The sequence below is a fragment of the Streptomyces sp. NPDC026538 genome, assembly GCF_055567535.1.
In genome coordinates this window covers 739,279-755,807 of record NZ_JBVHQG010000003.1, presented here as the reverse complement: position 1 = coordinate 755,807, position 16,529 = coordinate 739,279, and the positions used below count along the sequence as shown (strand labels likewise).

Annotated in this window: 14 protein-coding genes and 1 pseudogene; 3 read left to right on the top strand and 12 right to left on the bottom strand. The window is 71.2% G+C overall.

Annotated elements, in window-relative coordinates:
• Nucleotides 1-71: 71 nt before the first annotated feature.
• From ACZ4N4_RS16485 to bldG, 3 genes are all read right to left on the bottom strand, one after another.
• A complete protein-coding gene (locus tag ACZ4N4_RS16485) occupies nucleotides 72-2,480 on the bottom strand; it encodes a sodium-translocating pyrophosphatase (RefSeq protein WP_453570151.1) in 2,409 nt (802 codons plus the stop codon).
• Nucleotides 2,481-2,807: 327 nt separating this feature from the next.
• Nucleotides 2,808-3,242 carry an ATP-binding protein gene (locus ACZ4N4_RS16480; RefSeq protein ID WP_450761553.1) on the bottom strand — a complete coding sequence of 145 codons (435 nt, stop codon included), beginning with the start codon at nucleotides 3,240-3,242 and terminating at the stop codon, nucleotides 2,808-2,810.
• A 237-nt stretch (nucleotides 3,243-3,479) separates the two neighbouring features.
• Nucleotides 3,480-3,821 (bottom strand): anti-sigma factor antagonist BldG, encoded by a 342-nt coding sequence (gene bldG / locus ACZ4N4_RS16475; protein WP_010986038.1) that lies wholly within the window; start codon nucleotides 3,819-3,821, stop codon nucleotides 3,480-3,482.
• 83 nt (nucleotides 3,822-3,904) lie between these two features.
• Here bldG and ACZ4N4_RS16470 point away from each other — a divergent pair, with 83 nt between their 5' ends.
• Nucleotides 3,905-6,373 carry a DEAD/DEAH box helicase gene (locus ACZ4N4_RS16470; protein WP_453570154.1) on the top strand — a complete coding sequence of 823 codons (2,469 nt, stop codon included), beginning with the start codon at nucleotides 3,905-3,907 and terminating at the stop codon, nucleotides 6,371-6,373.
• A gap of 5 nt (nucleotides 6,374-6,378) precedes the next feature.
• On the opposite strand, the pseudogene ACZ4N4_RS16465 reads toward ACZ4N4_RS16470, so the two are convergent.
• The 7 genes and pseudogenes from ACZ4N4_RS16465 to ssd form a co-directional block, all read right to left on the bottom strand.
• A pseudogene (locus ACZ4N4_RS16465) lies at nucleotides 6,379-6,711 on the bottom strand (Rv3654c family TadE-like protein); the annotation flags it as partial.
• On the bottom strand, nucleotides 6,708-7,028 hold the full coding sequence (locus tag ACZ4N4_RS16460; RefSeq protein WP_453570157.1) for a TadE family type IV pilus minor pilin: 321 nt from the start codon (nucleotides 7,026-7,028) through the stop codon (nucleotides 6,708-6,710). The pseudogene ACZ4N4_RS16465 and the gene ACZ4N4_RS16460, both read right to left, overlap by 4 nt.
• Before the next feature lie 28 nt (nucleotides 7,029-7,056).
• Entirely contained in the window at nucleotides 7,057-7,236 is a 180-nt protein-coding gene (locus ACZ4N4_RS16455) for a DUF4244 domain-containing protein (RefSeq protein WP_453570160.1), read from the bottom strand.
• A gap of 63 nt (nucleotides 7,237-7,299) precedes the next feature.
• Nucleotides 7,300-8,079, bottom strand: coding sequence for a type II secretion system F family protein (locus ACZ4N4_RS16450; protein ID WP_467588939.1), 780 nt, complete (start codon nucleotides 8,077-8,079; stop codon nucleotides 7,300-7,302).
• Entirely contained in the window at nucleotides 8,076-8,936 is an 861-nt protein-coding gene (locus ACZ4N4_RS16445; RefSeq protein ID WP_467588936.1) for a type II secretion system F family protein, read from the bottom strand. Before ACZ4N4_RS16445 ends, ACZ4N4_RS16450 begins: the two co-directional genes overlap by 4 nt.
• A gap of 19 nt (nucleotides 8,937-8,955) precedes the next feature.
• Nucleotides 8,956-10,137, bottom strand: coding sequence for a TadA family conjugal transfer-associated ATPase (locus tag ACZ4N4_RS16440; RefSeq protein ID WP_467588934.1), 1,182 nt, complete (start codon nucleotides 10,135-10,137; stop codon nucleotides 8,956-8,958).
• A complete protein-coding gene (ssd, locus tag ACZ4N4_RS16435; RefSeq protein ID WP_467588931.1) occupies nucleotides 10,134-11,228 on the bottom strand; it encodes a septum site-determining protein Ssd in 1,095 nt (364 codons plus the stop codon). Before ssd ends, ACZ4N4_RS16440 begins: the two co-directional genes overlap by 4 nt.
• Before the next feature lie 582 nt (nucleotides 11,229-11,810).
• Between ssd and ACZ4N4_RS16430 the strand changes: the two genes are divergently transcribed.
• Complete coding sequence (locus ACZ4N4_RS16430; RefSeq protein WP_467588928.1) at nucleotides 11,811-12,635, top strand: HAD family hydrolase; 825 nt, start codon at nucleotides 11,811-11,813, stop codon at nucleotides 12,633-12,635.
• Between the two features lie 399 nt (nucleotides 12,636-13,034).
• Here the strand turns inward: ACZ4N4_RS16430 and ACZ4N4_RS16425 are convergent, their stop codons facing one another.
• The gene (locus ACZ4N4_RS16425; protein WP_467588925.1) at nucleotides 13,035-13,859 is read right to left on the bottom strand and encodes a Fic family protein; all 825 of its coding nucleotides are present in this window, start codon (nucleotides 13,857-13,859) and stop codon (nucleotides 13,035-13,037) included.
• Nucleotides 13,860-13,960: 101 nt separating this feature from the next.
• On the opposite strand from ACZ4N4_RS16425, the gene ACZ4N4_RS16420 reads away from it, so the two are divergent.
• Nucleotides 13,961-14,941 (top strand): ATP-binding protein, encoded by a 981-nt coding sequence (locus ACZ4N4_RS16420; protein ID WP_467588923.1) that lies wholly within the window; start codon nucleotides 13,961-13,963, stop codon nucleotides 14,939-14,941.
• A 46-nt stretch (nucleotides 14,942-14,987) separates the two neighbouring features.
• Here the strand turns inward: ACZ4N4_RS16420 and ACZ4N4_RS16415 are convergent, their stop codons facing one another.
• A complete protein-coding gene (locus ACZ4N4_RS16415; protein ID WP_467588920.1) occupies nucleotides 14,988-16,250 on the bottom strand; it encodes a polysaccharide deacetylase family protein in 1,263 nt (420 codons plus the stop codon).
• Nucleotides 16,251-16,529: the final 279 nt, after the last annotated feature.

Here is a 16,529-nt window from a genome sequence, read left to right as displayed (position 1 = left end):
CAGCACACGCCATCCGCCCGCCCGTTGGCCCGGCCCCCTCGCGGGAGCCCCGGTGGCCGTCGTAAGACCGCTTACGAAACCACCGCTGGATCGGCCGACTTGGCCACGCGTTCCGCGCTGTCCTCGTCGTCGCCGACGGTGATACCGCGTCGCTTGGAGATGTACACCGAGCCGACGATCACGATCAGCGCGAGGACCGCGATCAGGATCCGGACGCCGATGCTCTTGTCATGGCCGTACGAGAACTTGATCACCGCTGGTGCGATGAGCAGCGAGACCAGGTTCATGACCTTGAGCAGCGGGTTGATCGCGGGTCCCGCGGTGTCCTTGAAGGGGTCGCCGACCGTGTCGCCGATCACCGTGGCGGCGTGGGCCTCACTGCCCTTGCCGCCGTGGTGGCCGTCCTCCACGAGTTTCTTGGCGTTGTCCCAGGCACCGCCGGAGTTGGCCAGGAAGACGGCCATCAGAGTGCCCGCGCCGATCGCGCCGGCGAGATAGGACCCGAGGGCTCCGACGCCGAGCGTGAACCCGATGAAGATGGGCGCCATCACGGCGAGCAGTCCCGGCGTGGCCAGCTCGCGCAGGGCGTCCTTGGTGCAGATGTCGACGACCTTGCCGTACTCGGGCGTCTCCGTGTAGTCCATGATCCCGGGGTGCTCGCGGAACTGCCGCCGCACCTCGTAGACCACCGAACCCGCCGACCTCGACACCGCGTTGATGGCGAGTCCGGAGAAGAGGAAGACGACCGCCGCGCCGGCGATGAGGCCGACGAGGTTGTTGGGCTGCGAGATGTCCATCGACAGGGTCAACGGAGCGCCCGCACCGGTCAGTTTCACTCCCACGTCCTGCACGTTCGTGGTGATCGCGTCCCGGTACGACCCGAAGAGCGCCGACGCCGCGAGGACGGCGGTGGCGATGGCGATGCCCTTGGTGATCGCCTTGGTGGTGTTGCCGACGGCGTCCAGGTTGGTGAGCACCTGCGCGCCCGCGCCCTCGACGTCACCGGACATCTCGGCGATGCCCTGGGCGTTGTCGGAGACCGGCCCAAAGGTGTCCATGGCGACGATCACACCGACCGTGGTGAGCAGGCCGGTGCCGGCCAGCGCCACCGCGAACAGCGCCAGCATGATCGACGTACCGCCGAGCAGGAACGCCCCATAGACGGCAAGGCCGATCAACAGGGCCGTGTAGACGGCCGATTCGAGGCCGATCGAGATGCCTGCGAGGACCACCGTGGCCGGGCCGGTCAGCGAGGACTTGCCGATGTCCATGACCGGACGCCGGTTGGTCTCGGTGAAGTAGCCGGTCAGCTGCTGGATGACGGCCGCCAGCAGGATGCCGATGGCGACCGCGACCAGCGCGAGGATCCGCGGATCGCCGTCCTTGGCCCTGATGGCCGCGTCGGAGATGCCGTCGAGGTCGGCGTACTTCCCCGGCAGGTACACGAAGACCGCGATCGCGACCAGCACGAGCGAGATCACCGCGGAGATGAAGAAGCCGCGGTTGATGGCGCTCATGCCGCTGCGGTCGCTGCGGCGCGGGGCGACCGCGAAGATGCCGATCATCGCGGTGAGCACACCGATGGCCGGTACCAGGAGCGGGAAGGCGAGACCCGCGTCCCCGAAGGCCGCCTTGCCGAGGATCAGCGCGGCGACCAGGGTCACCGCGTAGGACTCGAAGAGGTCGGCCGCCATGCCCGCGCAGTCGCCGACGTTGTCGCCCACGTTGTCGGCGATGGTCGCGGCATTGCGCGGGTCGTCCTCCGGAATGCCCTGTTCGACCTTGCCGACCAGGTCGGCGCCGACGTCGGCGGCCTTGGTGAAGATGCCGCCGCCGACACGCATGAACATGGCGATCAGGGCGGCGCCCAGGCCGAATCCTTCGAGCACCTTCGGCGCGTCGGCCGCGTACACCAGCACCACACAGGAGGCGCCGAGCAGGCCGAGCCCCACCGTGAACATGCCGACCACGCCGCCCGTGCGGAAAGCGATCTTCATGGCTTTGTGCGAGACGGCGGTGAGATCCTTTTCCGGTTCACCTTCCGCCGGGGTGGCTTCCCGCGCGGCCGCGGCGACGCGGACATTGCTGCGTACGGCGAGCCACATGCCGATATAGCCGGTGGCCGCCGAGAAGGCCGCACCGATCAAGAAGAAGATCGATCGACCGGCGCGTTGATTCCAGTCGTCCGCGGGCAGCAGCAGGAGCAGGAAGAACACCGCGACGGCGAATACGCCGAGGGTGCGCAACTGCCGGGCCAGATAGGCGTTCGCGCCTTCCTGGACCGCCGCTGCGATCTTCTTCATGCTGTCGGTGCCCTCGCCGGCCGCGAGTACCTGGCGCACCAGGATCCAGGCGACCACGAGCGCGGCCAGCGCCACGACGGCGATCACCGCGACCAGGACCCGGTTGTCGTCGGTCAGGACCGCGGCCGCCAGGGTTGTGGGGTGACCCAACTGATGAGGGGTAGAAAGCCCCGCCATTCGTCCTCCTTGACGCTTGGACTGAGCTCAAGATGTGGACGGATTCTAGGTACCCGCGAGTGATCTAAACAGGGGACGGTAAGCGGAATTGGCCTTCTCGTGCTCTTCAGCAAATGATCGAGGTCACGCCGACGAACCCGAAAGTGGTAACGCCCTAAAAGCATTGACGATCACCACTGGCCTATTCGGCGCTTGATCAAATTATCAGGCGATCCGCCGGAGCATTGATCGTGAATTCTTTCACGAATTCGGCGAACGGATGACACCCGAAGGAAAATAACAAGAAGGGCCCTGCTCAGCAGGGCCCTTCTCATGATCGGGTGACTCTCAGGTGAGCGCGACTCCGGGCGGGGTGGTCGGCCAGGTCATGCGGATCAGGCCGCCGTGCTCCCCCGCGGTGACCTCAACGTCGTCGACGAGACCACTGATGACCGCGAGTCCCATCTCGTCCTCCTCGGCCTCCACGTCCGCGTCCGGCGCCGCACCGGTCGCCCGGTCGACGGGAACGGAACGGGGTGCCTCGTCGCCGACCTCGATGGAGAACTGTTTCTCGTCCTCGATCAGCGCCACCCGCACCGGCTCGGTGATACCGGCGCTCTGGTGCAGACCGACAGCGCGGGAACAGGCCTCGCCGACGGCCAGCCGGACCTCGTCCAGGACGGCCTCGTCCACTCCGGCCCTGCGTGCCACCGCCGCCGCCACCAGTCGGGCGGTGCGGACGTGCTCGGGCAGCGCGCTGAAGCGGAGTTCAACGGTGGCCATACGTCCCCCTCGGAACTACAGGCGTGCGGTAGGGGGCCGGATCGCCGAAAACCCGGCCCCCCGATGAATTGCGTCCGTCGCGGGCCTGCGACCCGTGAACGGCTGCCGGCACGGGCATGCGGGCCCGAGCGGGCGGGGGCGACACGGGCCTGCGCACGGCTCTGTACGAGCCCGTGTCGGAGACCGACCGGACGGCGCGGACCGATCGGCGGTCCGGGAGACGTCGGCCGGCCCGGGTCAGTCGGTGGCCGCCACCGCTTCCTCGACCGAGGTGTGGATCGGGAACACCTTGGTGAGACCGGTGATTCGGAAGATCTTCAGAATGCGCTCCTGGTTGCAGACCAGGCGCAGTGAGCCCTCATGGGCTCGCACCCGCTTCAGGCCGCCGACCAGCACGCCGAGCCCGGTGGAGTCGAGGAAGTCCACGCCCTCCATGTCAACGACGAGGTGGAAATTCCCGTCGTTCACCAGCTCGACCAACTGCTCGCGCAGCTTGGGCGCGGTATATACGTCGATTTCGCCACCGACCTCAACGACCGTGCGATCGCCGACGGTACGGGTCGACAGGGACAGGTCCACGAATCCTCCAGCACCTTGCTATCGAGCGGGTCGCCCCTTGGGACACCTCGGCTTGCGGCCCCCGGGACGGTACGCCAGCCGCGATGGCATTCAATCACTTACCGGCAGGCGTGCACGACGCCTTGGCCCCATTGTCCGTCACGCCAGTGACACACTCGGTCCCGATGGCCATAAATCACCGATCCGATCGACCCTCGGCTCCGGCCGCGTCCGGGTTCTCTCCGGGCACGGTCCTGGACCGGCTCGCCTCCGGGCCGAGCCGGGCTTCGCGCATCACTCATACGGAGCACTTGCCCCCGCGGGCGGGTCGGCATGCCGTCTGGCCTGACCGGATTCGTTCGGAGGTCGTCGCGGCGGTGCAGGCGTGCGGCATCGACCATCCCTGGGAGCACCAGGCGCTGGCCGCCGAGCACGCCCTGGACGGCGACTCGGTGGTGGTCGCCACCGGCACCGCTTCCGGCAAGTCGCTGGCCTATCTCGTGCCGGTCCTCTCCACCCTCCTGGACGGCTCCGAGGCACCCAACGGCCGCGGTGCCACCGCCCTCTACCTGGCGCCCACCAAGGCACTGGCGGCGGATCAGTGCCGGTCGGTGAAGGAACTTTCACAACCGCTGGGGACCGCCGTACGGCCCGCGGTGTACGACGGCGACACCCCGTACGAGGAGCGGGAGTGGGTCCGCCAGTACGCCAACTACGTGCTCACCAACCCGGACATGCTGCACCGCGGGATACTTCCCGGGCACGCCCGCTGGTCCTCCTTCCTGAAGTCGCTGAAGTACGTCGTCATCGACGAGTGCCACACCTACCGGGGCGTCTTCGGCTCGCACGTCGCCCAGGTGCTGCGCCGGCTTCGCCGCCTGTGCGCCCGCTACGGCGCCTCCCCGGTCTTCCTGCTGGCCTCCGCGACCGCCGCCGAGCCGGCCGTCGCCGCCCGCCGTCTCACCGGTCTGCCGGTCGTGGAGATCGCCGAGGACGCCTCCCCGCGCGGCGAGCTGGTCTTCGCCCTCTGGGAGCCGCCGCTGACCGAGCTGCACGGCGAGAAGGGCGCCCCGGTCCGCCGTACCGCCACCGCCGAGACCGCCGATCTGCTGACCGACCTCGCCGTGCAGGGCGTGCGGTCGGTGGCCTTCGTGCGCTCCCGGCGTGGCGCCGAGCTGATCGCCCTCATCGCGCAGGAACGGCTGGCCGAGGTCGACCGTTCCCTCGCCCGGCGTGTCGCGGCCTATCGCGGCGGCTACCTCCCCGAGGAGCGGCGCGCCCTGGAACGCGCGCTGCACTCCGGGGAACTCCTCGGACTTGCCGCCACGACGGCCCTGGAGCTGGGTGTGGACGTCTCCGGGCTGGACGCCGTACTGATCGCCGGGTACCCGGGTACGAGGGCCTCTGTGTGGCAGCAGGCGGGTCGGGCGGGGCGCTCCGGGCAGGGCGCCCTCGCGGTCCTGGTGGCCCGCGACGACCCGCTGGACACGTTCCTCGTGCATCATCCCGAGGCCCTGTTCGCCCAACCGGTGGAATCGACGGTCCTCGACCCCGACAACCCGTACGTCCTCGCCCCGCATCTGTGTGCCGCCGCGGCCGAGATCCCGCTCACCGACGACGACCTCGACCTGTTCGGCCCCGCCTGCGAGGAGCTGCTGCCGCAGCTGGAGGCCGCGAAGCTGCTGCGCCGCCGTACCAAGGCCTGGCACTGGACCCGGCGGGAGCGGGCCGCCGAGCTGACCGACATCCGCGGCGAGGGAGGGCGCCCGGTGCAGGTCGTCGAGGAGGGCACGGGGCGGCTGCTCGGCACGGTGGACGCCGGCGCCGCGCACTCCACGGTCCACGAGGGCGCGGTCCACCTGCATCAGGGCCGCACCTACCTGGTGCGTTCCCTGGACCTGGAGGACTCGGTCGCGCTGGTCGAACAGGCCGAGCCGCCGTACTCCACGGTCGCCCGCGACACCACGGCCATCTCCGTCCTGGAGACCGACATCGAGGTCCCCTGGGGCGACGGCCGCCTCTGCTACGGCTCCGTCGAGGTCACCAACCAGGTGGTCTCCTTCCTCCGCCGCCGGCTCATCACCGGCGAGGTACTGGGCGAGACGAAACTCGACCTCCCGCCTCGGACGCTGCGCACCCGCGCTGTGTGGTGGACCGTCACCGAGGACCAGCTCGACGAGGCCCGGATCACCCCGGAGATCCTCGGCGGCGCCCTGCACGCCGCCGAACACGCCTCCATCGGCCTGCTCCCGCTCTTCGCGACCTGCGACCGCTGGGACATCGGCGGCGTGTCCATCCCCCTGCACCCCGACACGCTGCTGCCGACGGTCTTCGTCTACGACGGCCACCCGGGCGGCGCGGGCTTCGCGGAGCGCGCCTTCCACACGGCCCGTGCGTGGCTCACCGCCACCCGGGAGGCGATCGCCGCGTGCGAGTGCGAGGCCGGGTGCCCGTCCTGCATCCAGTCACCCAAGTGCGGGAACGGGAACGATCCGTTGCACAAGCGGGGGGCGGTGCGGCTGCTCGGCGTGCTGCTGAAGGGGGCGCCGGAGGAGAAGCCGACGGAGGGCTAGCGGGCAGCGGGGCCCGCTCTGGCCCGGACCTCCGCCGCGAACGGCCCACCACCCGACGCAGCCGTCACGTCCGAGACGTCTCCCACGATCACGCACCGTGTCAGCCGTGCACCCTGCGCCCTCGCCACCCGGTCCGCCCGGGCGCAGGCCGCGGTGGTGCCCTCGCCCCAGTGATCCGCGGCCGCGAGGGCCGCCATGTCGGCACCCCCGGCCGCGCGGTGCCGGACCACGACAACCTGCCCCAGCCCGAGCACCACGCCGAACACCACGCAGAGGACGCCGATCGCGCCAACGCTCCAGACGGTGGCCGACCCCCGATCCGAGAACCGGCGTCTCACGGCCCCGCCTCCTCCGCCAACGCCACCGCCGACTCCCGCACCTCGAACGGCAGCGCTCCCAGCACCGGCGGCTTCGCCACCACCGTCACCCGGACCTGGTCGCCCTCCCGGCCGACGGTCACCGTCGCGCCGTCCGGCGCCGCCGCCCTCGTCACGGCGACCACCGCGCCCTCGGCGTCCTGCCGCGCGGCGGCCCGCGCCCCGGTGCGGGCGGCGTCCACGCACCGGATCTGGGCGGCCACCACGAGCAGCCCCCACACCAGCGCCATCGTGAACGCCACCAGCACCGGCAGCACCACGGCCGCCTCCGCCGTCACGAATCCGCCATCCGCCCCGCGCCCCCGCTCACATCCGCGCACTGAGGGCTCGTTTCACGATGTCCTGGAGCTCCGCACTGACCTGCCCGCTCGTCACGACCGCGTAGAGCACCGCCGCGAACCCGACGGCGGCGATGATCCCCATCGCGTACTCGGACGTGACCATTCCGGCGTCCCGGCGCAGCAACTGCCGCATCTTCCGGTACATATCGACTCCCTTGAATTCCGAATTCAGTGATCTGTTCCTGTTGACGGCCCGTTATCGCCGCTTTCATCCACCACCCCCTCGCATCACTCCGCCCGCCAGCCCGATCACCACGGGCAGCACCCCGACCGCGACGAACGCGGGGAGGAAACACAGCCCCACCGGCGCGGAGATCAGCACGGCCGCCCGCCGCGCCCGTGCGGTCGCGTTTCTCGCCCACTCCGCGCGAGCGTCCGCGGCGAGCCGGGCGACCGGGGCGGCCGCCGGCAGCCCCGACTCGTCCGCGCGCTCCAGCAGTCGGGCGAGGGCGGCCGCCCCCGGCAGTGCCGCCAACCGCCGCCAGGCGTCCGCCGGTTCGCCGCCCAGCCGGACCTCAGCCGCACCCCGCGCGAGTCCATCCCCGACGGGACCGCCGAGCGCCTCGCCGACGGCCTGCGCGGCGACCACCGGGGCCGCCCCGGCGGCGATGCAGGCGGCCAGCAGGTCGGAGGCGACCGGGAGTTGGCGCGCGGCCCGGGACGCCTCGACCTGCGCCGCCCGTCCCGCGTCTCCCCGCCGGCGCTGCCACCGCCACAGCCCCATGGCCACGCCGAGGCCCAGCAGCGCCCCGACGACCCCACCGAGGAGCACCCAGCCGCCGCACACCACGCCGACCGCCGGCAGCCACCCGCGGACGGCACCTGCGACGTCGGAACGCCGCTCGGGCATCTCCAGGGCCAGCAGTTCGGCCACCCTGCGCCTGGCCCAGCGCCTGCGCCGGGTCCGCTCCAGCAGCCACGCCGACCAGCCCAGGACCAGCAGCACCGCGACCGCTACCCCCAGCCTGTGGACAACCTCCGCGCTCATGCCGCCTCAGCTCCCCGCACGATCCGGACCGCCCACCACATCCCCGCGGCCTCGAACACCACTCCGACGACCAGGCAGCCCAGCCCGGCCCCGGTGTGCAGCAGTACCCGCAGCGGATCGGCGCCCATCGCCGAGCCGAGCAGAAGACCGAGGGCGGGCAGCGCGGCGAGCAGCACCGCGGTGGCCCGGGCCCCGGACAACTGGGCGCGCAGGTCGGCGCGCTGGTCCCGTTCGGCGCGCAGGGCCGCCTCCAGGCGGTCGAGGCCGGCGGCGAGCCCGGCACCCTGGTCGACGGCCACCCGCCAGCACGCCGCGAGGCCCAGCAGGCCGTCGGCGCCCGACTGGCGTGCGGCCGTCGCGAGCGCGCCCGGCACGTCCCCGCCGAAGCGTGCCGCCGCCACCACGGCCGCCTGGGCCTCGCCGAGGCCGGCGGAGTCCCGCGCGGCCCGCAGCAGCGCCTCACCTGGCTGCCGTCCCGCGCGCACCTCACCGGCGAGCGCCCCGCAGAGCACGATCACCGCGTCGGCGCGCGCCTGCCGGAGCCGCCCCGCCTGGCGGGCCAGCCGCAGCCGGCGCAGCACCGGCACCCCGGCCGCCCCCGCGAGGAGCGGGAGCACCGAGGCGGCGACGAGGGCCAGCGCGATGCCGATGGTCAGGGCCCACCATTCGCCCCGCCAACGGCCGCACAGCCGCCGCAACTCCCCGGCCGTCTGCTCCCACAAGGGTGGTCCGGCCGCCACCGCCCCGCCCCCGGCGAGCAACAGCCGCGCCCGCCGTACCTCGCGCTGCCGCTCCGCCAGCAGCCACGCCATGACTCCGCCGCACACCACGACCGCACCCACCGTCGTCTCACCCATCGCACGAACCCCTTTCAACTCACAGATCACTTGCGTCACTTCGCAGCAGCCCCCGCAGCCGCTCCCACCCCGGCTCGCGCGCGAAGGCCTCCGCGCTCCAGCGCAGTGCCGGTACCGTCCGCACCAGACCCGTGGGATCCCGTTCCAGCACATGCACCTCGGCGATCCGCCGGCGGCCCGTGCGGTCCCTTACGAGGTGCAGCACCACCGACAGCGCGGCCGCCAACTGGCTGTGCAGGGCGGCCCGGTCGAGCCCGGCGGCCGTACCGAGTGCCTCCAGGCGGGCGGGGACGTCCGCGGCCGCGTTGGCGTGCACCGTGCCGCAGCCGCCCTCGTGGCCGGTGTTGAGCGCGGCCAGCAGGTGCACGACCTCGGGGCCGCGCACCTCGCCGACGACCAGCCGGTCGGGGCGCATCCGCAGCGCCTGGCGGACCAGGTCCTCCAGGGTGACCAGGCCGGCGCCCTCCTGGTTGGCGGGTCTGGTCTCCAGCCGCACGACGTGCGGGTGTTCGGGCCTGAGTTCGGCCGAGTCCTCGGCGAGCACGATCCGCTCCCCCGGGCCCACCAGACCGAGCAACGCGCTCAGCAGGGTCGTCTTGCCGGTGCCGGTGCCACCGCTGACCAGGAACGAGAGCCGGGCCGCCAGCAGCGCGCGCAGGATCCGGTCGCCGCCCGGTGGCACGGTCCCGGCCACCACGAGTTCATCGAGCGTGAACGCCCGCGGCCGCACCACCCTGAGGGACAGACAGGTGCAGCCGACCGCGACCGGAGGCAGCACCGCGTGCAGGCGGGTGCCGTCGGGCAGCCGGGCGTCCGCCCAGGGTCGGGCGTCGTCCAGGCGCCGGCCGGCCACCGCGGCCAGCCGCTGCGCGAGTCGTCGTACGGCCGCCGCGTCCGGGAAGGCGACGGGGGTCAGTTCCAGGCCGCCGCCGCGGTCCACCCAGACCCGGTCCGGGGCGGACACCAGGACGTCGGTGACCGTGGGGTCGGCGAGCAGGGGTTCCAGGGGACCGCTGCCGACCAGTTCGGAGCGCAGTCGCTCGGCCGCGCCGAGGACCTCGGCGTCGCCGAGCACCCGGCCCTGTGCGCGCAGCGCCTGCGCCACGCGCGCGGGGGTCGGTTCGGCGCCGCTCTCGGCGAGCCAGCGCCGGACCCCGTCGAGCAGCGCCGGGCCGTCCGCGCCCGCGGTACCGGGCCTCATACGCCACCCGCCTCGACGAGCGTGCGCTCCCAGAAGCCCTTGCAGAAGCGGGCCAGTGGTCCGCGGGCGGCGGACCCGGGCGGTTTCCGGTTCGGGCGGGACAGGCCCGGTTCGACGGGCACCTCTCCGGCCAGCGGCAGGCCGAGCAGCCGGGCCACCTCGCGGTCGTCGAGTCCCGGCGCGTACGGGCCCCGTACCGCCACCCGGAGATCGCGCACGACCATGCCGACGGTGGCCGCCACCCGGGCCGCCGCCGCGATCGCACGGAGTTCGGCGGGGACCACCAGGACGGCGAGGTCGAGCTGGGTGAGGACCTCGGCGACCTCGTCGTCCAGGCGGCGCGGCAGATCGACGACGACCGTGCCGCCCCGCCTGCGGACGGCGGCGAGCACCGCGCGGACGGCGGGCGGCGGGATCGCCACGCTGTCGCCGCGGTCCCAGCTGAGGATCCGCAGCGAGTGGAGTTCCGGCAGTGACTCCTCCAGGGCGCCACTGCCGAGCCGGCCGCGGGAGGCGGCGAATGCGGGCCAGCGCAGGCCTTCGGCGGTCTCGGCGCCGAGGAGTACGTCGATTCCGCCGCCCAGTGGATCCGCGTCCACAAGGAGGGTGCGCAGTCCCTCCCGCGCGGAGGTGACGGCGAGGGCGCAGGCCAGCGTGGAGGCACCGGCCCCGCCCCGGCCGCCGATCACCCCGACGGTGAGGGCCGGGCGGCCCACTCCCTCGACGACGTCGGCGATGCGGTCCACGAGCCACTGCTCGCCGTCGGGCAGCATCAGGACGTGGTCCGCGCCGATCTCCACGGCGCGTTTCCACACGTCCGGGTCGTCCTGGTCCTGGCCGACCAGCACCACCCCCCGGCGGCGCGCGGCCCCGCGCACCCGGGGTGCGGCATCGTCGCCGACCAGGACGAGCGGGGCGGACTCCCAGCCGCCGCCGCGTTCCGGTAGCCCGTGATGGACCTCGGGTTTGGCGCCGGCTGCCGCGCACAGGCGCAACAGGTCGTCGAGGAGTTCGGCGTCCTCGGTGACGATCATCGGGCGTCCGGGCCGTCCCGGGGCGGACGGTGGTTCGTGGGTGACAGTTCCGGCCACGTGGGCTTCCCCCTTGGCTGCGTTCTTGCGCGCGGCCTGCGGGCCACGCGATTCCCATACGTGTGAAGAACCGGCAAGCGGCCTCCATATGCACGGCCGACAGAAACCGGCCATGGGCGCCCGACAATCGGAACCGGCCATGAACTCGCCGCCGCCGGAGCGGGCTGGAATCACGGTGCAGCGAACCCGGAAATCGTGTGGATCTTGGTCCAAAACTGTGGACAACTCGATGGTTGTGAATATCGCTGCCACCCATACCGGTGAGGCCCGTTCTGGGCTCTGTGCGACTTCCACAGCGCAGCGCTACGACTACGCAGTGTGACGGATCATGGGTAGGCGAAAGGGGCGGCCGCAGCCGCCCGACCAAGGTCCCAGGACCCGGAGAAGAGAGGAAAAACCCGTCCGGACATGCGACGACCCCCACCGGGGGGGAGAGTGGGGGTCGTCTCCACGGCCGACTCGGGGGGGGAGGAGCCGGACCGGGTTAGCACGGTCGCGAACGATCCGTGACTTCCATGGTGTACCCGAGAGCCCTCTCAGGCAAACCCACGCGCCCCACCTTACGCCGAATGGTGGGCGCCTATGCTCGGGGCTGTGGAAAACCACTCCTTGCCCCGCACAGCGGCCTTCTTTGACCTGGACAAGACGGTCATTGCGAAGTCGAGCACCCTCACCTTCAGCAAGTCGTTCTACCAAGGCGGTCTGATCAACCGCAGGGCGGCGCTGCGCAACGCGTACTCCCAGTTCGTGTTCCTGGTCGGCGGTATGGACCACGACCAGATGGAGCGCACCCGCGCGTACCTGTCCGGTCTGGTCCGTGGCTGGAATGTCCAGCAGGTCAAGGAGATCGTCGCCGAGACCCTGCACGACCTGATCGACCCGATCATCTACGACGAGGCCGCGTCCCTCATCGAGGCCCATCACCGGGCCGGCCGGGACGTCGTCATCGTCTCCACCTCGGGCGCCGAGGTGGTCGAGCCGATCGGCGAACTGCTGGGCGCCGACCGGGTGGTGGCCACCCGCATGGTCGTCGGTGACGACGGCTGCTACACCGGCGAGGTGGAGTACTACGCCTACGGTCCGACGAAGGCCGAGGCGGTCCGGGAGCTGGCCGCCTCCGAGGGGTACGACCTCGAACGCTGCTACGCGTACAGCGACTCGGCCACCGACCTGCCGATGCTCCGGTCCGTCGGGCATCCGCACGCGGTGAACCCGGACCGGGCCCTGCGCCGCGAGGCACTCGGGCGCGGCTGGCCGATCCTGGACTTCCACCGCCCGGTCCGGCTCAAGCAGCGGATCTCCGCGCCCCCGCGCCCGGCCCTGGTCGCCGCGGCCGCGATAGGAGCGGCGGCCGCCACCGCGGGCCTGGTCTGGTACGCGAGCAGGCGCCGGAACCCGGTTGCCTGAACCGGCGCACCACCCCCTCTTTCACCCGTTCGGCCGCTCCACGCCCCTTTTCCGCTCCTTAGTGCGTATTTGAAGTCAAAAGTAAAGAACTGCAGGCAGGGGTTCCGCTTGCTCCGGGCTTGCAGTACAAAGGGGTTAGCGGCCCGCGAGACCGAAGGACATCCGAGAGGATCACCTTTTTAAACGCATTTGGCCCCACGGACCCCGCATGGACACCGGGCACCCACGCGACGTCGACCCGTCGATTACGGGCCAGCCGCACCAGGTGACGGGCAAAGTACCCGACCTGATGGGCGACATTTCGAGGACGCCTGGTAACCCGGTGAACATGCCAGCGGCGGTACGAGAACTCGTACCGCCGCAACCCGTTCCGGCAGCCTTCCCGGCCGCCCGTGGCCTTTACGCCGCGCCGCGCTGCAGCGCCTCGCAGACCGCGGTCGACTCCCGGACACCCAGCTCGACCGCGCGGCCGCAGTGCGCGATCCAGGCAGCCATGCCGTCCGGGGTGCCCGAGACATAGCCGTCCAGGGCCGCCAGATACGAGGCGCGCCCCAGCTCGGCGTGGCCGACCTCGGCGGGACAGATCGACTTGGGGTCGAGGCCGCTGCCGATCAGCACGATCCGCTCGGCCGCGCGCGCGACCAGCCCGTTGTGCGAGGTGAAGGGCCGCAGCGCGAGCAGCTCGCCGTGCACCACGGCGGCTGTCACCAGCGCCGGCGCGGAACTTCCCGCGATGATCAGCTCGGCGAGCCCGTCGAGGCGCCCCGACACCTCGTCGGCGTCCGGCAGCGGCAGCTCGATCAGCGGCTCGTCGACGCCTTCACCGGCCCGGCGCGGCCGGCCCACCTCGTCGTCCCCGGTCGCGGCCGCCACCAGATGCAGCCGGGCCAGTACGCGCAGCGGCGACTGCCGCCAGATGGACAGCAGTTGGCCCGCCTCGGCGGTCAGCCGCAGGGCCGCGCCCACCACGCGCGCCTCGTCGTCGACACCGAAGTCGGAGCGCCGCCGGACCTCCTCCAGCGCCCAGTCGGCGCCGGACAGCGCCGCACTGCCCCGGGCGCCGCGCAGGGCGGCCTCGGACGTGACGGCGTTGCTGCGGCGTCGCATGACCCGGTGCCCGTAGACCCGGTCCACGGCCTTGCGCACGGACTCCACGGACTCGGCCACACCGGGCAGCGAGCCCAGGGCCGCGAGCGGATCGGCGGTCGCACGTGTCGTACTCATGAGTACGACCCTACGCACCTGCGGCCCACCACTCCACGAAGGAGTGGTCTTCTTCACTTCACCCGACACGTACAGCTATCAGCCGACTACTCTTCGTGAACATGAAAATTGCTTTCGTCGGGAAGGGCGGCAGCGGCAAGACCACGCTCTCCTCCCTGTTCATCCGCCACCTCGCGGCCGCCGGCGCGCCGGTCGTCGCCGTCGACGCCGACATCAACCAGCACCTGGGCCCCGCGCTCGGCCTCGACGAGCGGGAATCGGCGGCCCTGCCCGCGATGGGCGAGCGGCTCTCCGTGATCAAGGACTACCTGCGCGGCCACAACCCGCGCATCGCCTCCGCCGCGACCATGATCAAGACCACTCCGCCCGGCGAGGGCTCGCGGCTGGTCCGGGTACGGGAACCCAATCCGGTGTACGACGCCTGTGCGCGCCCGGTGGAACTCGACGGCGGCGCCGTCCGTTTGATGGTCACCGGGTCCTTCACGGACGCGGACCTGGGAGTCTCCTGCTACCACTCCAAGACGGGAGCGGTCGAGCTGTTCCTGAACCACCTCGTCGACGGCCCCGACGAGTACGTCGTGGTCGACATGACGGCGGGTTCGGACTCCTTCGCCTCCGGCATGTTCACCCGCTTCGACATCACGTTCCTCGTCGCCGAGCCGACCCGGAAGGGGGTCTCCGTCTATCGCCAGTACAAGGAGTACGCCCGGGACTTCGGCATCGTGCTGAAGGTCGTCGGCAACAAGGTGCAGGGGCAGGACGACATCGACTTCCTCCGCGCGGAGGTCGGGGACGACCTGCTGGTCACGGTCGGGCACTCGGACTGGGTGCGCGCCATGGAGAAGGGCCAACCGCCCCGGTTCGAGCTCCTGGAGGACGACAACTCCCGCGCCCTGCGCACCCTCAAGGTCGCCGCCGACGCGACGTACGAGCTGCGGGACTGGGAGCGCTACACCCGGCAGATGGTCCACTTCCACCTGAAGAACGCCCAGTCGTGGGGCAACGAGCGCACCGGGGCCGACCTGGCGGCACAGATCGACCCCGGCTTCGTGCTCGGCGAGGGAGTGGCGGCGCCCGTCTGACGGAGGTGGGCTCTCCGCCGACGGGGAGCCGACTCCCGCCCGCCGCCTACTGCTTGACCGCCGGCGCCCCGGGCACCCCCTTCGGTGCCGGGGCGGGGCGGCCGGAGAGGAAGGACGCCCAGCCCTGCCGCGGGGCCTCGCCCACGTTCAGGGTGCGCAGCCTCGCAAGGACCTGCGGGTCCTGGGCGTCCAGCCAGTCGGCCAGCTGGTGGAAGGAGACACAGCGCACCTCGGGCTTGTTGCAGACGTTCTCGACGACCTCGTCGATGGCCCGCATGTAGGTGCCGCCGTTCCAGGACTCGAAGTGGTTGCCGATGACGAGCGGTGCACGGTTGCCGTTGTAGGCCCGGTTGAAGCCCTGGATCAGCCCGTCACGCATCTGGTCGCCCCAGTAGTCGTACTTGTCGGGGTCGCCCTGGGTCGAGGTGCCGGACTGGTTGACCATGAAGTTGTAGTCCATGGTCAGCTGCTCGAAGGAGTGCCCGGGGAAGGGGACGAGCTGCATCGACAGGTCCCACAGCCCTTCCTTCCTCTTGGGCCAGACCTGGTCGTTGACACCGCTGGTGTCGTAGCGGAAGCCCAACTGGCTCGCCGCCTTCATGAAGTTCTTCTGCCCCTCGAGGCAGGGGGTGCGGGCGCCGATGAGCTCCTTGTCGTAGTCGAAGGGCAGCGGTGCGGCGTTCTTCATGCCCGTGTTGGTCTTCCAGTTCTTCACGAACTGCTTGGCCTGGGCGATCTCGCTCTTCCACTCCGCCACCGACCACTCACCGACACCCCCGTCGGGGCCGCAGAAGTGCCCGTTGAAGTGGGTGCCGATCTCGTTGCCCTCCAGCCAGGCCAGCCGCAGCTGCTTGACGGTGTCGGAGATGCCCTGCTCGTCGTTGAAGCCGATCTCGGAGCGGCCGGGCGAGTGCTGCGGGGGCCGGTAGAGGTCACGTTTCTCCTCGGGCAGCATGTAGACGCCGCTGAGGAAGTACGTCATGGTCGCGTTGTTCTCCTTGGAGACCTTGCGGAAGTGCGAGAACAGCTTCTGGCTGTCCTCGCCCGCACCGTCCCAGGAGAACACCACGAACTGCGGGGGCTTCTGCCCCGGCTGGAGCTTCTCCGGCCGGGGCAGATGGGGCTGCGCCCCGGTGTACGCGGTGGAACCGTCGCCGATCAGACGGACCATGCTCTGGGGCGCCGGCGCTCCCTTCTGCGGCCCGGACGTCCCTTCTTTCGTGTTGGTGCCGGTCGCGCAACCCGCCAGCGACGCGGCACATGCCGCGGCGGCCACGGCGCCGACGGCGATCCTCTGGGTGGCGGCCAATTCCGCCCACCTTCTTCCTTCTCTCGGCAAACGCCGATCACGGCGTTTTATGGCGGTGTGCCGGGTATGTGCCGACAGCGCCGCCAAGGTCGCATAGGACCGAGAGAGGGATTAATACGACAAGCCGATGAACTGCTCACTTCACCCATGGAGGTGAAGATGTGCCCCATTTGCGCAGAAAATCCATGCCTGACCTTTACTCTGCATTACGATTCGTTTACCGAGTGTTGATTCATCCCGCCACTGCACGCCGTGCCCCACGGCCGCGACCAAGCCCCA